Raw genomic sequence first — 15,819 nt, forward strand, 5'->3', positions numbered from 1 at the left:
GCGCGGTCACCGCAGAGCGCTTCCCGCGCGGCGCCGCCGTGCGCGCCACGCGGGACGATTCTGCGTGTCAGCCGGCGGTGCAGGAGCGGATCTGCGGCCGGGCGCTGCTGTTGCCGTTGAACATCGTGGTGAAACCGAAGGTGTTGCCGCTGCCGTTGGACCGCACGGTCATCGCCGTGCCACTGCTGTCCCAGGTGGCGTTGCCGTTCCAGACGGTGGAGACCCGCTGCGGCGAGGTGAGGGCCACGACGACCGTCCAGGTGCTGCTTCCGCTGACCGTCACCGAGGTGTTGTACCGGTCGCCCCAGACGTTGGGGGTCGTCGCGGTGGCGGTGCAGGAGCCTCCGCTGGGCGGCGGAGTCGTCGCACTGGGTGGCGGGGTCGTACCGCTGGGCGGTGGGGTCGCACCGTCGGGCGCGACCGCCCGGCCGGTGGACGGCGAGATCATGCCGGGGCAGAGGTTTCGGCTGTTCAGGTTGGCCATGATCTGGCCGATGGCGTCCCGGGTGTTCTGGATGCCGTCGTGCATGAGGATGACCTGGCCGGCCTGGAGGCGACTGGCGTTCGACACGATCTGGCTGACGCTGGCGCCGTTCCAGTCCTGGGAGTCGACGTCCCAGATCACCTGCCGCATCCCGAGCGAGGAGGCGACGGACTGGAGAGTGGAGTTGGTCTCCCCGTACGGAGGTCGGAACAACTGGGGACGGGTGCCGGTCGCCGACTGGATGGCCGAGCTCGTCTGGGAGAGGTCGGACTGCATCTGGGACTGACTCATCGACGTCATGTGGGCGTGGTTCCAGCTGTGGTTACCGACCCACATACCTGCGGACACCTGTGCCTGCGCGGCAGAACTGTTGTTCTGCACGTTCTGCCCGATGTTGAACATGGTGGCCCGTACGCCGTTGGCGCGCAGCACGTTCAGCAGAGCGCTGGTGCTGCCGGTCGGGCCGTCGTCGAAGGTGAGGCCGACGTAGCCGTTGCAGGTGGCGGCGTTCGACGGAGTGGCGGTGGCCACGACGACGATCCCGCACGCTGCGGCGGCGGTTACGAGAATGGACAGCGCCGCCCGTAGTGGCCTGGACCGTACGAGCGTTCCAGCGGAGACAGTGCTCATCTGTGCCCCTTCTACCGGCCCGGGCCCGTCCCGGTGTGGAAGGACAGCACGGTCCGGACGTGTGGGTGGTGGGTGGGGAGATCGACAGCAACCTGACGGACGCCGAGTCGCATTGATCGCGGTGGATCGGAGTATTACAGCGGGAATTCGAGGACGTCAATGAGTTCCGGAAGTCCTCCGATAGCCCGGACGGGTGTACGTGTGCCCGGTGTCCCCGCGCGGAGCAGTGGCGATCCACTCGTGGTGGAGGCTGCCCTGGGGGTGGTTTGCCCACCAGGTGCTGAACTGCGGGGAGCGTGATCCGGAAATTCATCGGAACTATCGGCGTCAATCCGACGGGCTGGCGAGCAGGCTCGACGTCGACAGCCGGTTCAATCGCCTGGCCAGTGCCCCGGCCAGTGATGATGAACAGTCGGCGGGATGATTGGCCCGTCTGACCTTTCGCAAAGTTTCCGATAAACGTTGACACTGCGTCCGTGTCGTACCAATACTTTCGCCACCGACGGACCTCGATGGACGTCGATCCGGGTCGCCCGCGGCGAACCCGGTGTACCGGTCGCCGTTGGCGGGGTGGCCGGTCGACGCCATCGCGTCGCACGACGTCGGTGCGCGCAGTGCTCCGCCGCCGGGAGGCCCGCCCGGCCAGGTGGAGGCTGCGCTGCCGGGCCGCCCGGAGCGGCGGACCGGGCGGTCCGGCTTCGGCGCCGACAGGCGCCGGTGGCGCGGCGGTTGCTGGGCCGCCGCGCCACACCGCCGCAGCCCGCCTGCCCCACGCCACGCCGTGCCGCAGCCTGAGCTGCAACTCGGTGACGTAAGCCTGGAACGCCTCGACGGACAACGTGGCGGTGGCCTTCTACGACATCTACCACGACGGCCAGCTCATGACCTCGGTGAGCGGCAGCACCCTGTCCGCCAACCTCACCGTGGTGCCCGGCGCGACCTGGGGGCTGTACGTGAACGCGCGGGACGCCGCCGGCAACGTGTCGCAGGCCAGTTCCACCGTGACGATCACCCCGCCACGGGAGCGAAGACCACCGTCGGCACCGTGCCGAACGTGCAGAGCACCGACGGTGAGGGTGGCCTCATGGGCCTCGCGATCTCGTCGAGCTTCGCCAGCGACCGGTGGCTCTACATCATGCACACCTCGCCGAGCGACAACCGGATCGTGCGGATCAAGATGGAGAACGACCGGCTCACCACGTCCAGCGAACAGGTCCTGCTCAGCGGAATCCGGCGCAACAAGTACCACAACGGTGGTCGGTTGCGGTTCGGCCCGGACGGCAAGCTGTACGCCAGCACGGGCGACGGGCAGAACGGCTCCTACGCCCAGGACCGCGCCAGCCTCGAAGGCAAGATCCTGCGGCTCAACGCGGATGGCAGCGTGCCGGGGGACAACCCGTTCGGCAACTACGTGTGGAGCTACGGTCACCGGTGACAAGGACAGCATCCCGAACAACAGCAACGAGAAGATCCTGCACGTCACCCTCGGCGGTTAGCCAGGGCGTACGCCGACGGCCACCGCAGCACGCGGGGGCCGTCGGCGAACCCCGGCGGCCCCCGGCGCCTCTGAGGTTCGGCGAGCGTTCACGCTGCGCTCGTGGCGAGGTCATCGGGGTCGACCGTTGCCCACCTAGCCTCACCAGGGCATCTGCACCTGAAGAGCTGAGGTTTTGCACCATGTCCCTGCGTCACGTTCTGGCGGGCCTCGCCGTTCTGCCCGCGCTCGCCGCTCCGGTAGCCGCGCACGCGTCGACCGTCGACAGCGCCAGCGCGCTGCATCCCCGGAAGACCCACTTCGACCTCCAAGCGCACCGCGGTGGCATCGGCATGACCACCGAGGAGTCGCTGGAGGGCTTCGCCAAGGCCATGCGCCTCGGCGTCACCACGCTGGAGCTGGACACCCAGATCACCAAGGACCGGAAGGTCGTCGTCAACCACGACCGCCAGGTCAGCGCGCAGAAGTGCGCGGACACCGCGCCGGTCACCGTCGGCGACCCGATGTACCCGTACGTCGGCAAGTACCTCAAGGACCTCACCCTCGCCCAGGTCAAGACCATGGACTGCGGCTACCAGCAGCTCCCTGGCTTTCCCGAGCAGGAGCAGGTCAAGGGCTTCCGCATGGTCGAGTTGAAGGACGTCCTCGGCCTCGTCAAGAGTTACAAGGCCAAGCAGATCACCCTCAACATCGAGACGAAGGTCGAGGCGGGAGCGCCCGAGCAGACCGCACCCCGGGAGCTGTTCGTACGGCGGGTCTTCGAGGAGATCCGTGCCTCCGGCATCGAGAAGCAGGTCAGCATCCAGTCCTTCGACTGGGGTGCGCTGAGCCAGATGCACCGGCTCGCGCCGACGTGGCCGCTGGTGGCGTTGACGAACTACGACTTCCTCCAGGTCGGCAAGCCCGGAGCATCTCCCTGGCTCGGTGGGATCGACGTCGACGACTACGACGGTGACTTCGTCAGGGCGGCCGCCGCCATCCCCGGCGTCACCGCCCTGTCGCCCAACTACGGGTTCCCGCAGAACGGGACCATCGGCGACCCGAACTTCCGCTTCTACCCCGACGCGACCATGATCTCCGAGGCGGACGCCCGGGGCCTGAAGGTCATCCCCTGGACCTGCGACGACCCCGCCACCGTGTCGGCGCTGATGGACATGGGTGTCGACGGGATCATCACCAACTACCCCAACCGGGTACGGGCGATCATGGCCGAGCGCGGCATGCGCCTGCCGAAGAGCTACCAGCCCCGCCACTGATCCGCACCCTCGACCGGGACCGACCCGGTGGGCAGCCCAGGCGCGCCCACCGGGATCGGGGCATCGAAGGCCACCGTCCGCCGCCTCGACAGGCAGAGCGAGACCCGGCGGTGGCGCAAGGCCGAAGGCTCCGGCAACTGGGAGAGGTGCCAGGGGATGAGACGCCCGCGCTGGAGAGCTGGAGGCGCACCGGCCGGAGCTGGTGACGGCGCTCGTGCTCCACCACGCCCGCAGCCACGTACGGGAGTCGTCGGGGAGGGCATGAGCCCGGAACCAGACGGGTCAGGCCGGGTGCTCGATGAGCCTCCTCGGCGGCCGCTGCGCCGGCACACCGCTCGGACGGTGGGCCAAGTCCACCTCCGCCGTCCACGGGGGTTGGGGGGCCGGGGTCCTCCACCGGGTCACCCGCGTGCCCGGCCCGGCCGACGGGTCCGCGCCCTGGCCGGTGGAACCGGTGTCGACGCCGGTGCTCGGGCCGTCAGCCGGCGCGATGCCCAACTCCCGCATCCGCTCGACGTACGTGCGGTAGCGCCGCTGCGCCTCCCCGTGCCGCCCGGCGGTGCGCAGCACCTGCACCAACTCCAGGTGTGCGTCCTCGTCGTACGGGTCGCGGTGCACCAGACGCATCAGGTAGACCAGCTTCTGGTCGGTGTCCGAGGAGTGCTGAGCCAGGGCCCGCAGCACGCTGGTGTGGGCAACCTGCGCCTCCTCCCGCAGTGGCTGGGCCCAGTCCTCGTACGGGTCGTCGGCGAGGAAGTCCCCGCCGTACAGCTCGTCGGCGCGGACCAGCGCGCGGGCCGTGTCGGGGTGCCCGGCCCGCAGGGTGGCCTGCGCCTCCTCGGCCGCGGTGAGGAACGTCTCGACGTCCACGTCGATCACGTCGAGGTCGATCGCCACCGAACCCCGGTCGGCCAGCACCGCCCCCCGGCCGCTGGTGCGGTGTCCGGAGCCGAGCACCCGGCGCAACGTGGACAGCAGCACCGACAGCCGGTTCGCGGTGCGCGTCGGCGACTCGTCCGGCCAGAGCAACTCCATCAGTCGGGCCCGGGGCACGGCGCGGCCCCGATGTGCGACGAGGATCTTCAACAGGTCCCGGGCCTTCTTGGACTGCCACTCGCCGTACGGGACGACGGCGCCGGCCCGGAACACCCGGAAGTCGCCCAGAGTGTGGATGACCACCGCCGGTACGCGCAGTGTGATCGCGGTGAGCCCGTCGGCGACGCCCGGGTCGAGGCGTACCCCGCAGCGGCGCAGCTTCTGCTCGGCGCCCTCGGCGCCGCGACGGGCCTGGCGTCCCTGCAACCGGGCGGCGATCAGCCGGACGGTGGCCTGGTCGGCCGGGTCGCCCAATTCCCGGCAGAGCGCCGCGGCGTCGTCGAGCAGCCCGGCGGACGCGCGCGGGTCGTCCGCGGCGAGCACGGTGAGCTGGAGCGCCTCGACGAGGGTGGCGCGTCGTCGCCCGACTGTCGCGCCGGTGCGGGCCTCGGCGGCGTCGAAGTGGGCGGCTGCGGTGTCACCGCGCAGCAGCGCCACCCAGCCGCGCGCCAGCAGCGCGTACGGCCGTTCGGATTCGCGCGCCGTGGTGACCGCCCGGTCCGCGAGATCCTGCGCGACGGTCAGGTCGTCGGCGGCTCGGATGCGCGCCAGTTCGGCGAGCACCCAGGCCGGTGAGGCGGGGCGCGACTGACCGTTGCCCAGTGCGGCCAGGGCACCCTCCAACGCCTGCCGGGCCTGGCGCGGCTCCCGCCGGCGGCGGTGCACCATCCCGAGTGCGGCCAGCGAGAACGCCTCGTCGGCGGCGATCCCCGCCAGCTCCCGCAGCCGTTGCCCGGCGGCGCCGTCGGCCAACGCCTCCTCCAATCGGCCGAGCTGGCACTTCGCCACGGCGGCCACGGTCAGCGCGTACGGCTCGTAGCCGGTTTCGCCGGCCACCTCGGTCAGTCGTACGGCCGCCTCGGCGTGCCGCAACGCGTCGGCGGCGTCGCCGGCCCGCAGCAGGTGGCTGGCCAGATCGAGGTGGACCATCAGCCGGAACAGGTCCGCGTCGGCGCGGCGCAGCCCTTCGGTCGACTCCGCCCGTGCGAGGGTCGCGGCCGCGTCGCCGGTGGCGGCGGCGAGCAGGACGACCACCCGGGAGTACGCCTGGTGGGCCGTCGGGACGCCGCACGCGTGAGCGGCACGCGCCGCCTCCTCGACGTCCGCGCTGGCCCGCTCGATGTCGTCGTCGAGCAGGTGGTGCACCGCCGCGTGGCAGTACGTCTGCACGGCGTGCGGCCCGGTCGCGCCGATGGGCGCGGTCGCCAGGAGGGCTGTCGCCAGGTGTGGTTCCCCGGCGAGGTGGTGCCGCAACGCCGCGCGCCAGATCTTGGCGATCGGGGCGTCGGCCTCGTCGGGTGTCGCGGCGAGCAGGTCGGGTTGGGTGGCGAGCCACAGGTGCGCTGCCGTGCGGTCACCGGCGGCGGCGAGGTGACGCAGCGCCCGTCCCGGATCACCGATCGTAGGTTGTCGCTCCGCTGTCGACGCGTCACCCCCGCCTTCTCTGCGAGCCGGCGTCGACGCGCGCCAGGCATGGTTGACAAGGTCTCCGGACATTCACCGCTCCTGTGTTCTCTCGTGGAGGCTCAGGCGAGCGAAGAGACAGCCGGGCCCTACGAGTCGTCCCCCGGCGTGGCTTCCCCCGGCACGATCATTGCCCTCATCGAGCGGCATCGCCATAACCAAAAGAGTCGGTGTACTTACTGACTGCAATGCGCTATCGGCATAAAGCCGCGCTCAGGTTTCCCTCAGACCGCCGCAACGGCACCCGAACGGCCCGTACAAGCAACCAGCACGGATGGTGGCCAAACTTCCCGTCATTGCGTGTCGCCCGCCGATCGGAGCTGAGATCCGATGACCGAACAGACAATTCTTCCTGCCCTTTCCACTTTCTGGGAACGGCAGCTCACCGCCCTCCCGGAGCCGCCGGACCTGCCCTTCACCCCGACGACCGACCCGGCCGCCCACGCCCACACCGACCTGGGTGACGACGTCGAGCCGCAGGTCAGCGCGTTGGCGGGGCTGTTCGCGTTGCTGCGTCGCTGGACCGGCGGCCGGGATCTGCTCGCCGAGACGCCCGCCGCGCCCACCCGCGCCGTGCGCTGGCTGCCGATCCGTGTCCGGTTGCCCGAGGATCCCACCTGGATCGAGCTGCGGGACCTGGTCCGAACGGCGCTGCGCGAGGCCCGCGAGCACGACGGGGAATTGCCCGAAACGGTTCCCGACTATCAGCCGGTGGTGTCGATTGGACCCGATCGGATGCCGTCCGGTAATCGGGGCGTCCTGCGGCTGCTGGTCGACCACAGCGGCGAACGGTCGACGGCAACGGTGGGTGCGCATCCGCACGCGCCGTTGGTCGCGGCGGCGCTCGCCGTCCTGCTCGACCGGGCGCGGGAACGACCCACGGCGCGCCTGTCCGACCTGCCGCTGCTCGACCCGGCGACCGAACGGCGGGTGGTGCTCGACTGGAACGCCACCGACACCGACTATCCACGCGACTCGTCGGTGACCGACCTGTTCGCCGAGTGGACCCGGCGCACCCCGCACGCGCCGGCGCTGCGCGACGGCGACCAGACGCTCGACTACGCCGAGGTGGACCGGCGTGCCAATCACCTCGCCGGGCGTCTGCTCCGGCTCGGGATCGGCGCGGAGACGCTCGTCGGGATCTGCCTCGCCGACACCACCGCCTGGGTGATCGCCGCCCTGGCGACGCTCAAGGTCGGGGCCGCCTACCTGCCGCTGGACCCCGGTTACCCGCCCGAGCGGCTGGCGCTCATGTGCCAGGACGCCGAGCCCGGCGTCATCCTGCACGCCGCCGCGCTGGCCGATCGGCTGCCGGACGACGGCACGCCCCGCATCGCCGTGGACCGGCTGCCCGTCGCGGACGGCCCGGCGGCGCCCCCGGCGGTGCCGGTCCACCCCGACCAGCTCGCGTACGTCATGTACACGTCGGGCTCCACCGGCCGTCCCAAGGGCACCGGCGTCAGCCATCGCAACATCGTCCGGCTGGTCCGCGACACCACCTTCATCGACGTACGCCCCGACGACGTGATGGGGCAGGCCGCGACGATGTCGTTCGACGCGGCCACCCTGGAGGTGTGGGGCGCGCTGCTCAACGGCGCCTGCCTCGTGGACCTGGACATCAACGACGTGATCGTGCCGGACCGGCTCCGCGCCCGGCTGCGCGACACCGGCGTGACCATGATGTTCCTGGCCACCTCCGTCGCGCGGCAGGTGGCGACCGAGGCACCGGACGCCCTGGCCGCGCTGCGCTACCTGACCTTCGGCGGCGAACAGGCCGACCGGGTCGCCGTTGACCGGCTCCGCGCGGCCTGTCCGGACACGACGCTCGTCAACGGGTACGGCCCGACCGAGGCCACCACCTACAGCACGACGTACGACTGCGCCCGGCTCACCGCCGCGGACCCGATCGTGCCGATCGGTGGCCCGGTCGCCAACACCCGGGTGTACGTGCTGGACCGGCTCCTGCAACCCGTGCCGCACGGGGTGCTCGGTGAGCTGTTCATCGGCGGGGACGGGGTGGCCCGCGGCTACCTCGGCCGCCCCGACGCGACAGCCGAGAGGTTCGTGCCCGACCCGTTCGGACCGCGCACCGGGGGTCGGCTCTACCGCACCGGCGACGTGGTCCGGCAACGCCCGGACGGGTTGATCGAGTTCGTCGGCCGCTCCGACCACCAGGTCAAGATCCGCGGGTACCGGGTCGAGCCGGGCGAGGTGACCGAGGCGCTGCGCGCTGGCGGGCTGCTACGTGACGCGATCGTGCGCGCCGACCGCGACGCCGCCGGGGACGCCCGACTCGTCGCGTACGTCGTGCCCGACGAGGGCGTACGCGTCGATGAGGTTAGGGAACGGGCCCGCGAGCAGCTACCCGACCATCTCGTGCCGGCCGTGTTCGTGGTGCTGCCCCGGCTGCCGCTCAACCGCAACGGCAAGGTGGACGTGGCGGCCCTGCCGGCCCCCGAAGCCGCCGAGACGGGCGACGACGACGGCCCGCGTACGGCCACCGAACGGGTGGTGGCCGAGATCTGGCAGGACGTCCTCGGTGTACCGGTGCGTCGCCGCGCCGACGATTTCTTCGACCTCGGTGGGCGGTCCCTGAAGGCGACCCGGGTCCGCTCCCGGCTCGCCGCCGCGCTCGGCGCGGAGGTGCCCTTGCGACTGATCTTCGACCACCCGAGCGTGGCCGGGCTGGCCGCCGCCGCCGACGAGATCAGCGGGGCGCCTGTCGAGCCCGCCGAACCGGCCACTCCGGTCGCGCTGGACGGGCCGCCACCCGCCGACCTCGCCGGCCTGCTCGACCAGCTCGAACAGGGGATCGGCCGATGATCGACGCCCTTACGCCCGGGCAGCTGCGCCAGCGCGTGGATGCCCTGCCGCCGGAGCGGAGGCGGGCGTTCCTCGCCGCGATCCGCGCCGACGGCGACCGGTACGGCATCCACCCGCTCACCGCCGCCCAGGAGTGGATGCTGCTGCTGGCACAGCTCCGCCCGGACAGCCCCGCCTACCACGTGCCGTACCGGGTGGACCTGCGCGGCGAGCTGGACGTGGCCGCGTTGCGCGGCGCGCTCGACGAGGTCGTGGCGCGACACGAGGCGCTGCGAACGGTGTTCGTGCCGCTGGACGGTCAGTCGTACCAGATGGTCCTGCCGCCGACCGGCCTGCCGCTGACCGTCGAGGACGTCGCGCCGGACCGGATCGACGAGTACGCCGCCGCCGAGGCGGTACGCCCGTTCGATCTCGCCCGGGGGCCACTGGTGCGGGCCACCCTGTGCCGCACCGGCCCGACCGACTTCTCGCTGCTGCTCAGCCTGCACCACGTGGTCTGCGACGGCTGGAGCATGGGTCTGCTCTTCGAGGAGCTGTCGACGGCGTACGCGGCCCTGCACGAGGGACGTACGGTGGCGTTGCCGGCGGTGCCCCGGGACGTGCCGGCCGCGCTGGCCCAGGACCGGCTGCTCGGCCCGGCCGAGCTGGCCCGGCGACTGGACTGGTGGCGTGACGCGCTGACCGGCGCGCCGCCCGGGCTCGACCTGCCCACCGACCGGCCCCGCCCGGCAGAGCTGGAGGACGCCGGACACGAGATCGAGTTCTCCTGGCCGCCCGCGCTGGCCGACCGGGTCGCCGAGGCGGAACGGCGTACCGGTGCCACCCCGTACATGATCTTCGCGGCGGCCTGGGCGGCGTTGCTGCACCGTCGCAGCCAGCAGCCGGACCTGCTCATCGCCACCCCGGTGGCGAACCGGCAGACCCTCGACAGCGAGACCGCCGTCGGCTTCTTCGTCAACACGCTGGTGCTGCGCAGTCGGGTCGACGGTGGACTGACCTTCGCCGCCCTGCTGGAGAGGCTGCGGGACTCGGCGCTGACCGCGCTGACCGACCCGGTGCCGTTCGACGCCCTCGTGCAGGATCTGCGCCCGGCGCGCGACCCCGGACGGCACCCTCTCGCCCAGGTCATGTTCGCCGTCGAGGACGGCTGGGAACAGCGGCTGACGCTGCCCGGAGTGACCGTGCTGACCAGCGGTGAGACGCACACCGGCACGTCCATGTTCGACCTCACGCTGACAGTCGTCGCCCACGAGGGACGAATCGACGGGCGGATCGAGTACCGGACGCGGCTCTTCGACGAGTCCACCGCCCGCGCGCTCGCCGACCAACTCGACACCATGCTCATGGCCGCGCTCGCCAACCCGGACACCCCCGTGGACCGGCTGCCGCTGCTGGACCGGGCCGCCGCTCGGGACCTCGTGGACCGCTGGGCCGCCACCGCGCCCGCCCCACCGGACCAGCCGACCCTGGGTGAGCTGGTCGCCCGCCAGGCCGCGGTGGCCCCGGACGCCGTCGCCCTGGCGTACCGCGATCAGGCCGTGACCTACCGGGACCTGGACGCTCGGGCCGACGCACTGGCCCGAGTCCTGGCCGCCCGGGGCGTGCGGGCCGAGACGACAGTCGGCGTCTGCCTGCCGGCCGGCCCGGACTGGGTGATCACCTTCCTCGCCGTACTCCGGGCGGGTGGGGTCTATCTGCCCCTGGACCCGCAGCTACCGGCGGCGCGGCTGGCGCACCTGCTCGCGGACTCCGCCGCCGCGCTGGTGGTCACCACGGCCGACGCGCAGCTCGCGCTCCCCGCCACCGCCGTGCCGCTGCTGCACCTCGACGACGCCGCGCCGCACGACGAGGCCCCGCCCTCGGTGGCCGTTCATCCGGACTCCGCCGCCTACCTGATCTACACGTCCGGCTCGACCGGGCTGCCCAAGGGCGTCGTCGGCACCCATCGAGGGCTGGCCAACCTCGCCGAGGCGCAGGCCCGGCTGGTCGGCGTCCGGGCCGGCGACCGGGTCCTGCAGTTCCACTCGATCAGCTTCGACGTGGCGCTGTCCGATGTGGTCACCGCGCTCACCGCGGGGGCCACCCTGCGGCTGCTCGGCCCGGACGAGCGCACGCCCGGCCCCGACCTGGCCGCCGCGCTCACCCGGCACCGCGTCACGGTCGCCGACCTGCCGCCGGTGGTCCTCGACGCGCTGGACCCCGCGGCCGTGCCCGACCTGCGGATCCTCACCGTCGGTGGGGAACCGTGCGCACCGGACGTCGCCGCCGCCTGGTCGCGCCACCGGCTCCTGATCAACGGGTACGGCCCGACCGAGGCCACCGTCACCGCCACCGCCGCCCACTGCGCACCCGTGGACAGCGAGTTGCCGATCGGCCGGCCGCTGACCGGGGTACGCGCCTACGTGCTCGACACCGAGTTGCGGCCGGTGCCCCCCGGGATCCCCGGCGAGCTGCACCTCGGTGGCGTCGGAGTGGCCCGCGGCTACCACGGGGACCCGGCGCTCACCGCCGGGCGCTTCGTCCCGGACCCGTACGCGCCGACGTCGGGGGCGCGGATGTACGCCACCGGTGACCTGGTCCGCTGGCGTGCCGACGGGCAACTGGTCTTCCTCGGCCGGGCGGACAACCAAGTCAAGATCAACGGTTACCGGATCGAGCTGGGCGAGGTGGAGGCCCACCTGCGGCAGTGCCCGGGTGTGCGCCGGGCCGCCGCCGTGGTGCGGACCGACTCGCCCGGCGGTCGGCGGCTGGTCGGCTACCTCGTCGGCGACGGGTTGGTGGTGGACGAGCTGCGCCAGAGCCTGCTGCGGCGCCTGCCCCGCTATCTCGTGCCGAGCGCCTTCGTGGTGGTGCCCGACCTGCCGGTCACGTCCAGCGGCAAACTCGACCCGTCCCGCCTGCCCGCCCCCACCGTGGCCCGCGCCGACCTCGGCGCCGCGTACGTGGCACCCGACGGTGCCACCGAACGGGCCATCGCCGACACCTGGAGACAGGTGCTCGGGCTCGACGACATCGGGGCGGACGACAACTTCTTCGACCTCGGCGGCACGTCACTGCTGCTCGCGAGGGTGCAGACCCGACTCGCCGACCGACTGGGTCGACCGGTGCCCGCGGTGGAGCTGTTCCGCTACCCGACCGTCGCGCTACTGGCCCGCTTTCTCGACGGCGCGGCCGCGCCGACGGCGGCGACGGGTGGCGGTCGCCGACGAGACGAACGCAAGCAGGCACTTGCCGACCGGGCCCGCCGGGCCCGCCCGGTGCCGGCGGGGGAGGGACGAGCGTGACCGACCAGGAGACCGGACTCGAGATCGCCATCGTCGGGATGGCCGGTCGCTTTCCCGGCGCGGCCGACGTCGACGAACTGTGGCGGCGGGTCCTCGCCGGACAGGAGACCATCACCCGGTTCACCGACGCCGAACTGGCCGCCGCCGGGCTGAGCGTGCAGGAGCGGAGGCACCCCGACCACGTGCCGGCGCACGGGGCGCTACCGGAGGTCGACCGCTTCGACGCCGGCTTCTTCGGCTACTCGCCCCGCGACGCGCGGCTGCTCGACCCGCAGCAGCGGCTCTTCCTCCACGTGGCCTGGACCGCCCTGGAACGCGCCGGTCACCTCGCCGGGGACCCCGGCCGACTGGTCGGCGTGTACGCCGCGGCGGCGGCCAGCGGCTACCTGCTGCACCACCTGTTCCGCAACCCGCGACTCGACTCGGTCTCCGAGTACGAGCTGCTGCTCGCCAACGACAAGGACTCGCTGCCCACCCGGGTCGCGTACCACCTGGACCTGCGTGGGCCCGCCGTCGCGGTGCAGACGGCGTGCTCGTCGTCGCTGGTCGCCGTACACCTCGCCGCACAGGCGCTGCTCTCCCGCGAGTGTGACGTCGCGCTCGCCGGCGCGGCGCACGTCCTGTTGCCCGCCGGTACCGGCTACCGCCACGAGGCCGGCGGCATCATGTCCCGCGACGGGCACTGCCGGCCGTTCGACGTCCGCGCCACCGGAACCGTGGGAGGCGACGGCGCCGCCGCGGTCGTCCTGCGCCGGCTGGCGGACGCCCGCGACGACGGAGACACGGTGTACGCGGTCATCCGCGGTTCCGCCATCAACAACGACGGCCGGGTGAAGGTCGGCTTCACCGCGCCCGGCGTGGACGGTCAGGTGGCCGCGATCCGCGCCGCCCAGGAGGTGGCCGAGGTCGACCCCACCACCATCGGGTACGTCGAGGCGCACGGCACCGGCACCGAGCTGGGCGACCAGATCGAGCTGCGCGCCCTGACCGAGGCGTTCCACAGCGCCGACGGGGGCCGGGGCGCCGACGGGGGCCGGTGTGCGCTCGGGTCGGTCAAGTCGATAGTCGGTCACCTCGACGTCGCCGCCGGCGTGACCGGGCTGATCAAGGCCACGCTGGCGCTGCACCACCGGGTGGTGCCGCCCAGCCCGTACTGCACCGAGCCGCACCCCGAGCTGGCCGGCGGACCGTTCCGGGTGCCCACCACGCCGCAGCCCTGGCCGGACCTGGACGCGCCGCCGCGCGCGGCGGTCAGCTCCTTCGGCATCGGGGGCACCAACGCACACGTCGTGCTCCAGGCCGTCGAACCGGAGGACCGTGCCCCGGACGACGAGCGGTCCGCGCACGTGCTGGTGCTCTCCGCCCGCGACGCCGACGCGCTCGACCGTGCCCGCGCCCAGCTCGCCGCCCACCTGGACGCGAACCCGGACGCGCCGCTGGCCGACGTCGCGTACACCCTGGCCCGCACGCGACGGGCGTTCGGCCACCGCCTGGTCGCCGTCGCACCCGACGCCCGCACCGCCGCCGCCCGGCTCGCCGACCGCGACTCGTCGCTGGTCCGCACGGGCGTCGCCACCGGTACGCCGGCCGGGGTGGCGCTGCTCTTCCCCGGCCAGGGCGCACAGTACGCGGGAATGGGTCGCACCTTGTACCGCACCGAACCGGTCTACCGGGCTGCCTTCGACAGGTGCGCCGACCTGCTGCGCCCCCACCTCGACGTGGACCTGCGGACGCTGCTCTGCCCGCCCGGCGAGGCGGTCCCCGCCGCACCCGAGCTGGACGAGACCCGGCTCACCCAGCCGGCCCTGTTCGCCGTCGAGTACTCCCTGACCGAGCTGCTGCGCCACCGTGGCGTACGTCCGGCCGCGCTGGCGGGGCACAGCCTCGGCGAGTACGTCGCCGCCTGCCTGGCCGGCGTCCTCACGCTGCCGGACGCGCTCGCCACCGTGGCCGTACGCGGCCGGCTCATGCAGGCGCAGGCCCCCGGCTCGATGCTCTCGGTGGCCCTCGGCGTCGACGAGGTCACGGCGCTGCTGCCCGACGGCGTGGAGGTGGCCGCACTCAACGCGCCGCGCCTCACCACGGTCTCCGGGGCGACGGCCGCCGTCGCCGCGTTCGCCGCCGACCTGCGCGGGCGCGGGGTGGCCTGCCGGGAGGTCCGCACCTCGCACGCGTTCCACTCGGCCATGATGGAGCCCGCCCTGGCCGGCTTCGCCGCGCACCTGCGTGAGATCCCACTGCGCCCGCCCAACATCCCGGTCGTGTCCAATGTGACCGGACGCTGGCTGACCGACGACGAGGCCACCGATCCCGACTACTGGGTACGGCAGCTCCGTCGCCCGGTCAACTTCACCGCGGCCGCCGACCTGCTGCTCGGCGAGCGGTACGCGCTGCTGGAGGCCGGTCCGGGACGCACCCTGGCCACCCTCGTCCGCCAGCACGAGGCGGCCCGTAAGGCGCCCGTGGTGACCAGCCTGCCCGTCGACCGCACCCCGTCGGGAGAGGACGACACGGTCGCGCTGGCCGTCGGCCGGCTCTGGCTCGCCGGGGCGCCCGTCGACTGGCCCGCCGGGCGACGGCGGGTGCCCCTGCCCACGTACCCGTTCGCCGGCGAGCGGTACTGGGTCGACGCGTACCGGCCGGGTCGGGTCGTCGTGGACGCGACCGCGTCGGACACCGTCGCGCCGCCACCCACCGCACCGGACGTCGTCACCGCGCCGACCGACGAGCCGTACGAGGTGGTGCGGCGGATCTGGGTGGACCTGCTCGGGGTGGACGAGATCGGCCCCGACGACGACTTCTTCGAGCTGGGCGGCCACTCGCTGCTCGGCACCCGGGTGGTGGCGCGACTGCGCGACGCGTTCGGCGTCGACCTGCCACCCGGCGCGATCTTCGAGTCACCCACCCCCGCCGCTCTGGCGCGGACCGTCGCGGCGCTGGTCCGACCCGCCGCGCCCGCACCGGACGACGACCTCACCGACCTGCTCGCGGAGATCCGGGCGATGTCCCCGGAGAGTCTCGCCCGCGAGCTGCACCTGGCCCGACACGAGGAAGGACAGACAGATGGCTGACGAGCACCGCGTGGTGGTCAACGACGAGGAGCAGTACGCCCTGTGGCCCCGGCACAAGGAGGTGCCGGACGGCTGGCGGGACGCCGGCTGCGCCGGCAGCCGCGAGGAGTGCCTGGACTTCGTGACGCGCACCTGGACCGACATGCGCCCCCGCAGCGTCCGCGACCACCTCGCGGCCGGCTGAACGGCCGGTCACCGTCCTGCCCGGAAAGGGCGG

General features: G+C 72.9%; 9 protein-coding genes. 6 read left to right on the forward strand and 3 right to left on the reverse strand.

What is annotated here, in order from left to right; all coding sequences use genetic code 11:
- Positions 1–67: 67 nt before the first annotated feature.
- The gene (locus ACGFH9_RS18700) at positions 68–1,114 is read right to left on the reverse strand and encodes a polysaccharide deacetylase family protein (protein WP_393220684.1); all 1,047 of its coding nucleotides are present in this window, start codon (positions 1,112–1,114) and stop codon (positions 68–70) included.
- A gap of 862 nt (positions 1,115–1,976) precedes the next feature.
- Positions 1,977–2,126, reverse strand: coding sequence for a hypothetical protein (locus ACGFH9_RS18705; protein WP_393220686.1), 150 nt, complete (start codon positions 2,124–2,126; stop codon positions 1,977–1,979).
- A 33-nt stretch (positions 2,127–2,159) separates the two neighbouring features.
- On the opposite strand from ACGFH9_RS18705, the gene ACGFH9_RS18710 reads away from it, so the two are divergent.
- Together ACGFH9_RS18710 and ACGFH9_RS18715 are read left to right on the forward strand one after the other, a co-directional pair.
- Positions 2,160–2,549, forward strand: a complete 390-nt coding sequence (locus ACGFH9_RS18710; protein WP_393220689.1) for a PQQ-dependent sugar dehydrogenase — start codon at positions 2,160–2,162, stop codon at positions 2,547–2,549.
- A gap of 242 nt (positions 2,550–2,791) precedes the next feature.
- A complete protein-coding gene (locus ACGFH9_RS18715) occupies positions 2,792–3,865 on the forward strand; it encodes a glycerophosphodiester phosphodiesterase family protein (protein ID WP_393220692.1) in 1,074 nt (357 codons plus the stop codon).
- A 282-nt stretch (positions 3,866–4,147) separates the two neighbouring features.
- Here ACGFH9_RS18715 and ACGFH9_RS18720 read toward each other — a convergent pair whose 3' ends face one another.
- On the reverse strand, positions 4,148–6,457 hold the full coding sequence (locus tag ACGFH9_RS18720) for a BTAD domain-containing putative transcriptional regulator (RefSeq protein WP_393220694.1): 2,310 nt from the start codon (positions 6,455–6,457) through the stop codon (positions 4,148–4,150).
- Positions 6,458–6,754: 297 nt separating this feature from the next.
- Between ACGFH9_RS18720 and ACGFH9_RS18725 the strand changes: the two genes are divergently transcribed.
- The 4 genes from ACGFH9_RS18725 to ACGFH9_RS18740 are packed head-to-tail and all read left to right on the forward strand — an operon-like array spanning position 6,755 to position 15,786.
- A complete protein-coding gene (locus tag ACGFH9_RS18725; RefSeq protein WP_393220697.1) occupies positions 6,755–9,247 on the forward strand; it encodes an amino acid adenylation domain-containing protein in 2,493 nt (830 codons plus the stop codon).
- Positions 9,244–12,531 carry an amino acid adenylation domain-containing protein gene (locus tag ACGFH9_RS18730; RefSeq protein ID WP_393220700.1) on the forward strand — a complete coding sequence of 1,096 codons (3,288 nt, stop codon included), beginning with the start codon at positions 9,244–9,246 and terminating at the stop codon, positions 12,529–12,531. The genes ACGFH9_RS18725 and ACGFH9_RS18730 overlap by 4 nt, the downstream gene beginning before the upstream one ends.
- Entirely contained in the window at positions 12,528–15,602 is a 3,075-nt protein-coding gene (locus tag ACGFH9_RS18735) for a type I polyketide synthase (protein ID WP_393220702.1), read from the forward strand. The genes ACGFH9_RS18730 and ACGFH9_RS18735 overlap by 4 nt, the downstream gene beginning before the upstream one ends.
- Positions 15,595–15,786, forward strand: a complete 192-nt coding sequence (locus ACGFH9_RS18740; RefSeq protein WP_355622536.1) for an MbtH family NRPS accessory protein — start codon at positions 15,595–15,597, stop codon at positions 15,784–15,786. The genes ACGFH9_RS18735 and ACGFH9_RS18740 overlap by 8 nt, the downstream gene beginning before the upstream one ends.
- Positions 15,787–15,819 lie beyond the last annotated feature (33 nt).

This window comes from Micromonospora sp. NPDC049102 (assembly GCF_043197485.1).
Classification (GTDB): Bacteria; Actinomycetota; Actinomycetes; order Mycobacteriales; family Micromonosporaceae; genus Micromonospora.

Bases quoted from the DNA above. Each gene is read 5' to 3' on its own strand.
- ACGFH9_RS18720 (WP_393220694.1), bottom strand. From the start codon at position 6,457: ATGTCCGGAGACCTTGTCAACCATGCCTGGCGCGCGTCGACGCCGGCT.
- ACGFH9_RS18715 (WP_393220692.1), top strand. From the start codon at position 2,792: ATGTCCCTGCGTCACGTTCTGGCGGGCCTCGCCGTTCTGCCCGCGCTC.
- ACGFH9_RS18725 (WP_393220697.1), top strand. From the start codon at position 6,755: ATGACCGAACAGACAATTCTTCCTGCCCTTTCCACTTTCTGGGAACGG.
- ACGFH9_RS18700 (WP_393220684.1), bottom strand. From the start codon at position 1,114: ATGAGCACTGTCTCCGCTGGAACGCTCGTACGGTCCAGGCCACTACGG.
- ACGFH9_RS18730 (WP_393220700.1), top strand. From the start codon at position 9,244: ATGATCGACGCCCTTACGCCCGGGCAGCTGCGCCAGCGCGTGGATGCC.
- ACGFH9_RS18740 (WP_355622536.1), top strand. From the start codon at position 15,595: ATGGCTGACGAGCACCGCGTGGTGGTCAACGACGAGGAGCAGTACGCC.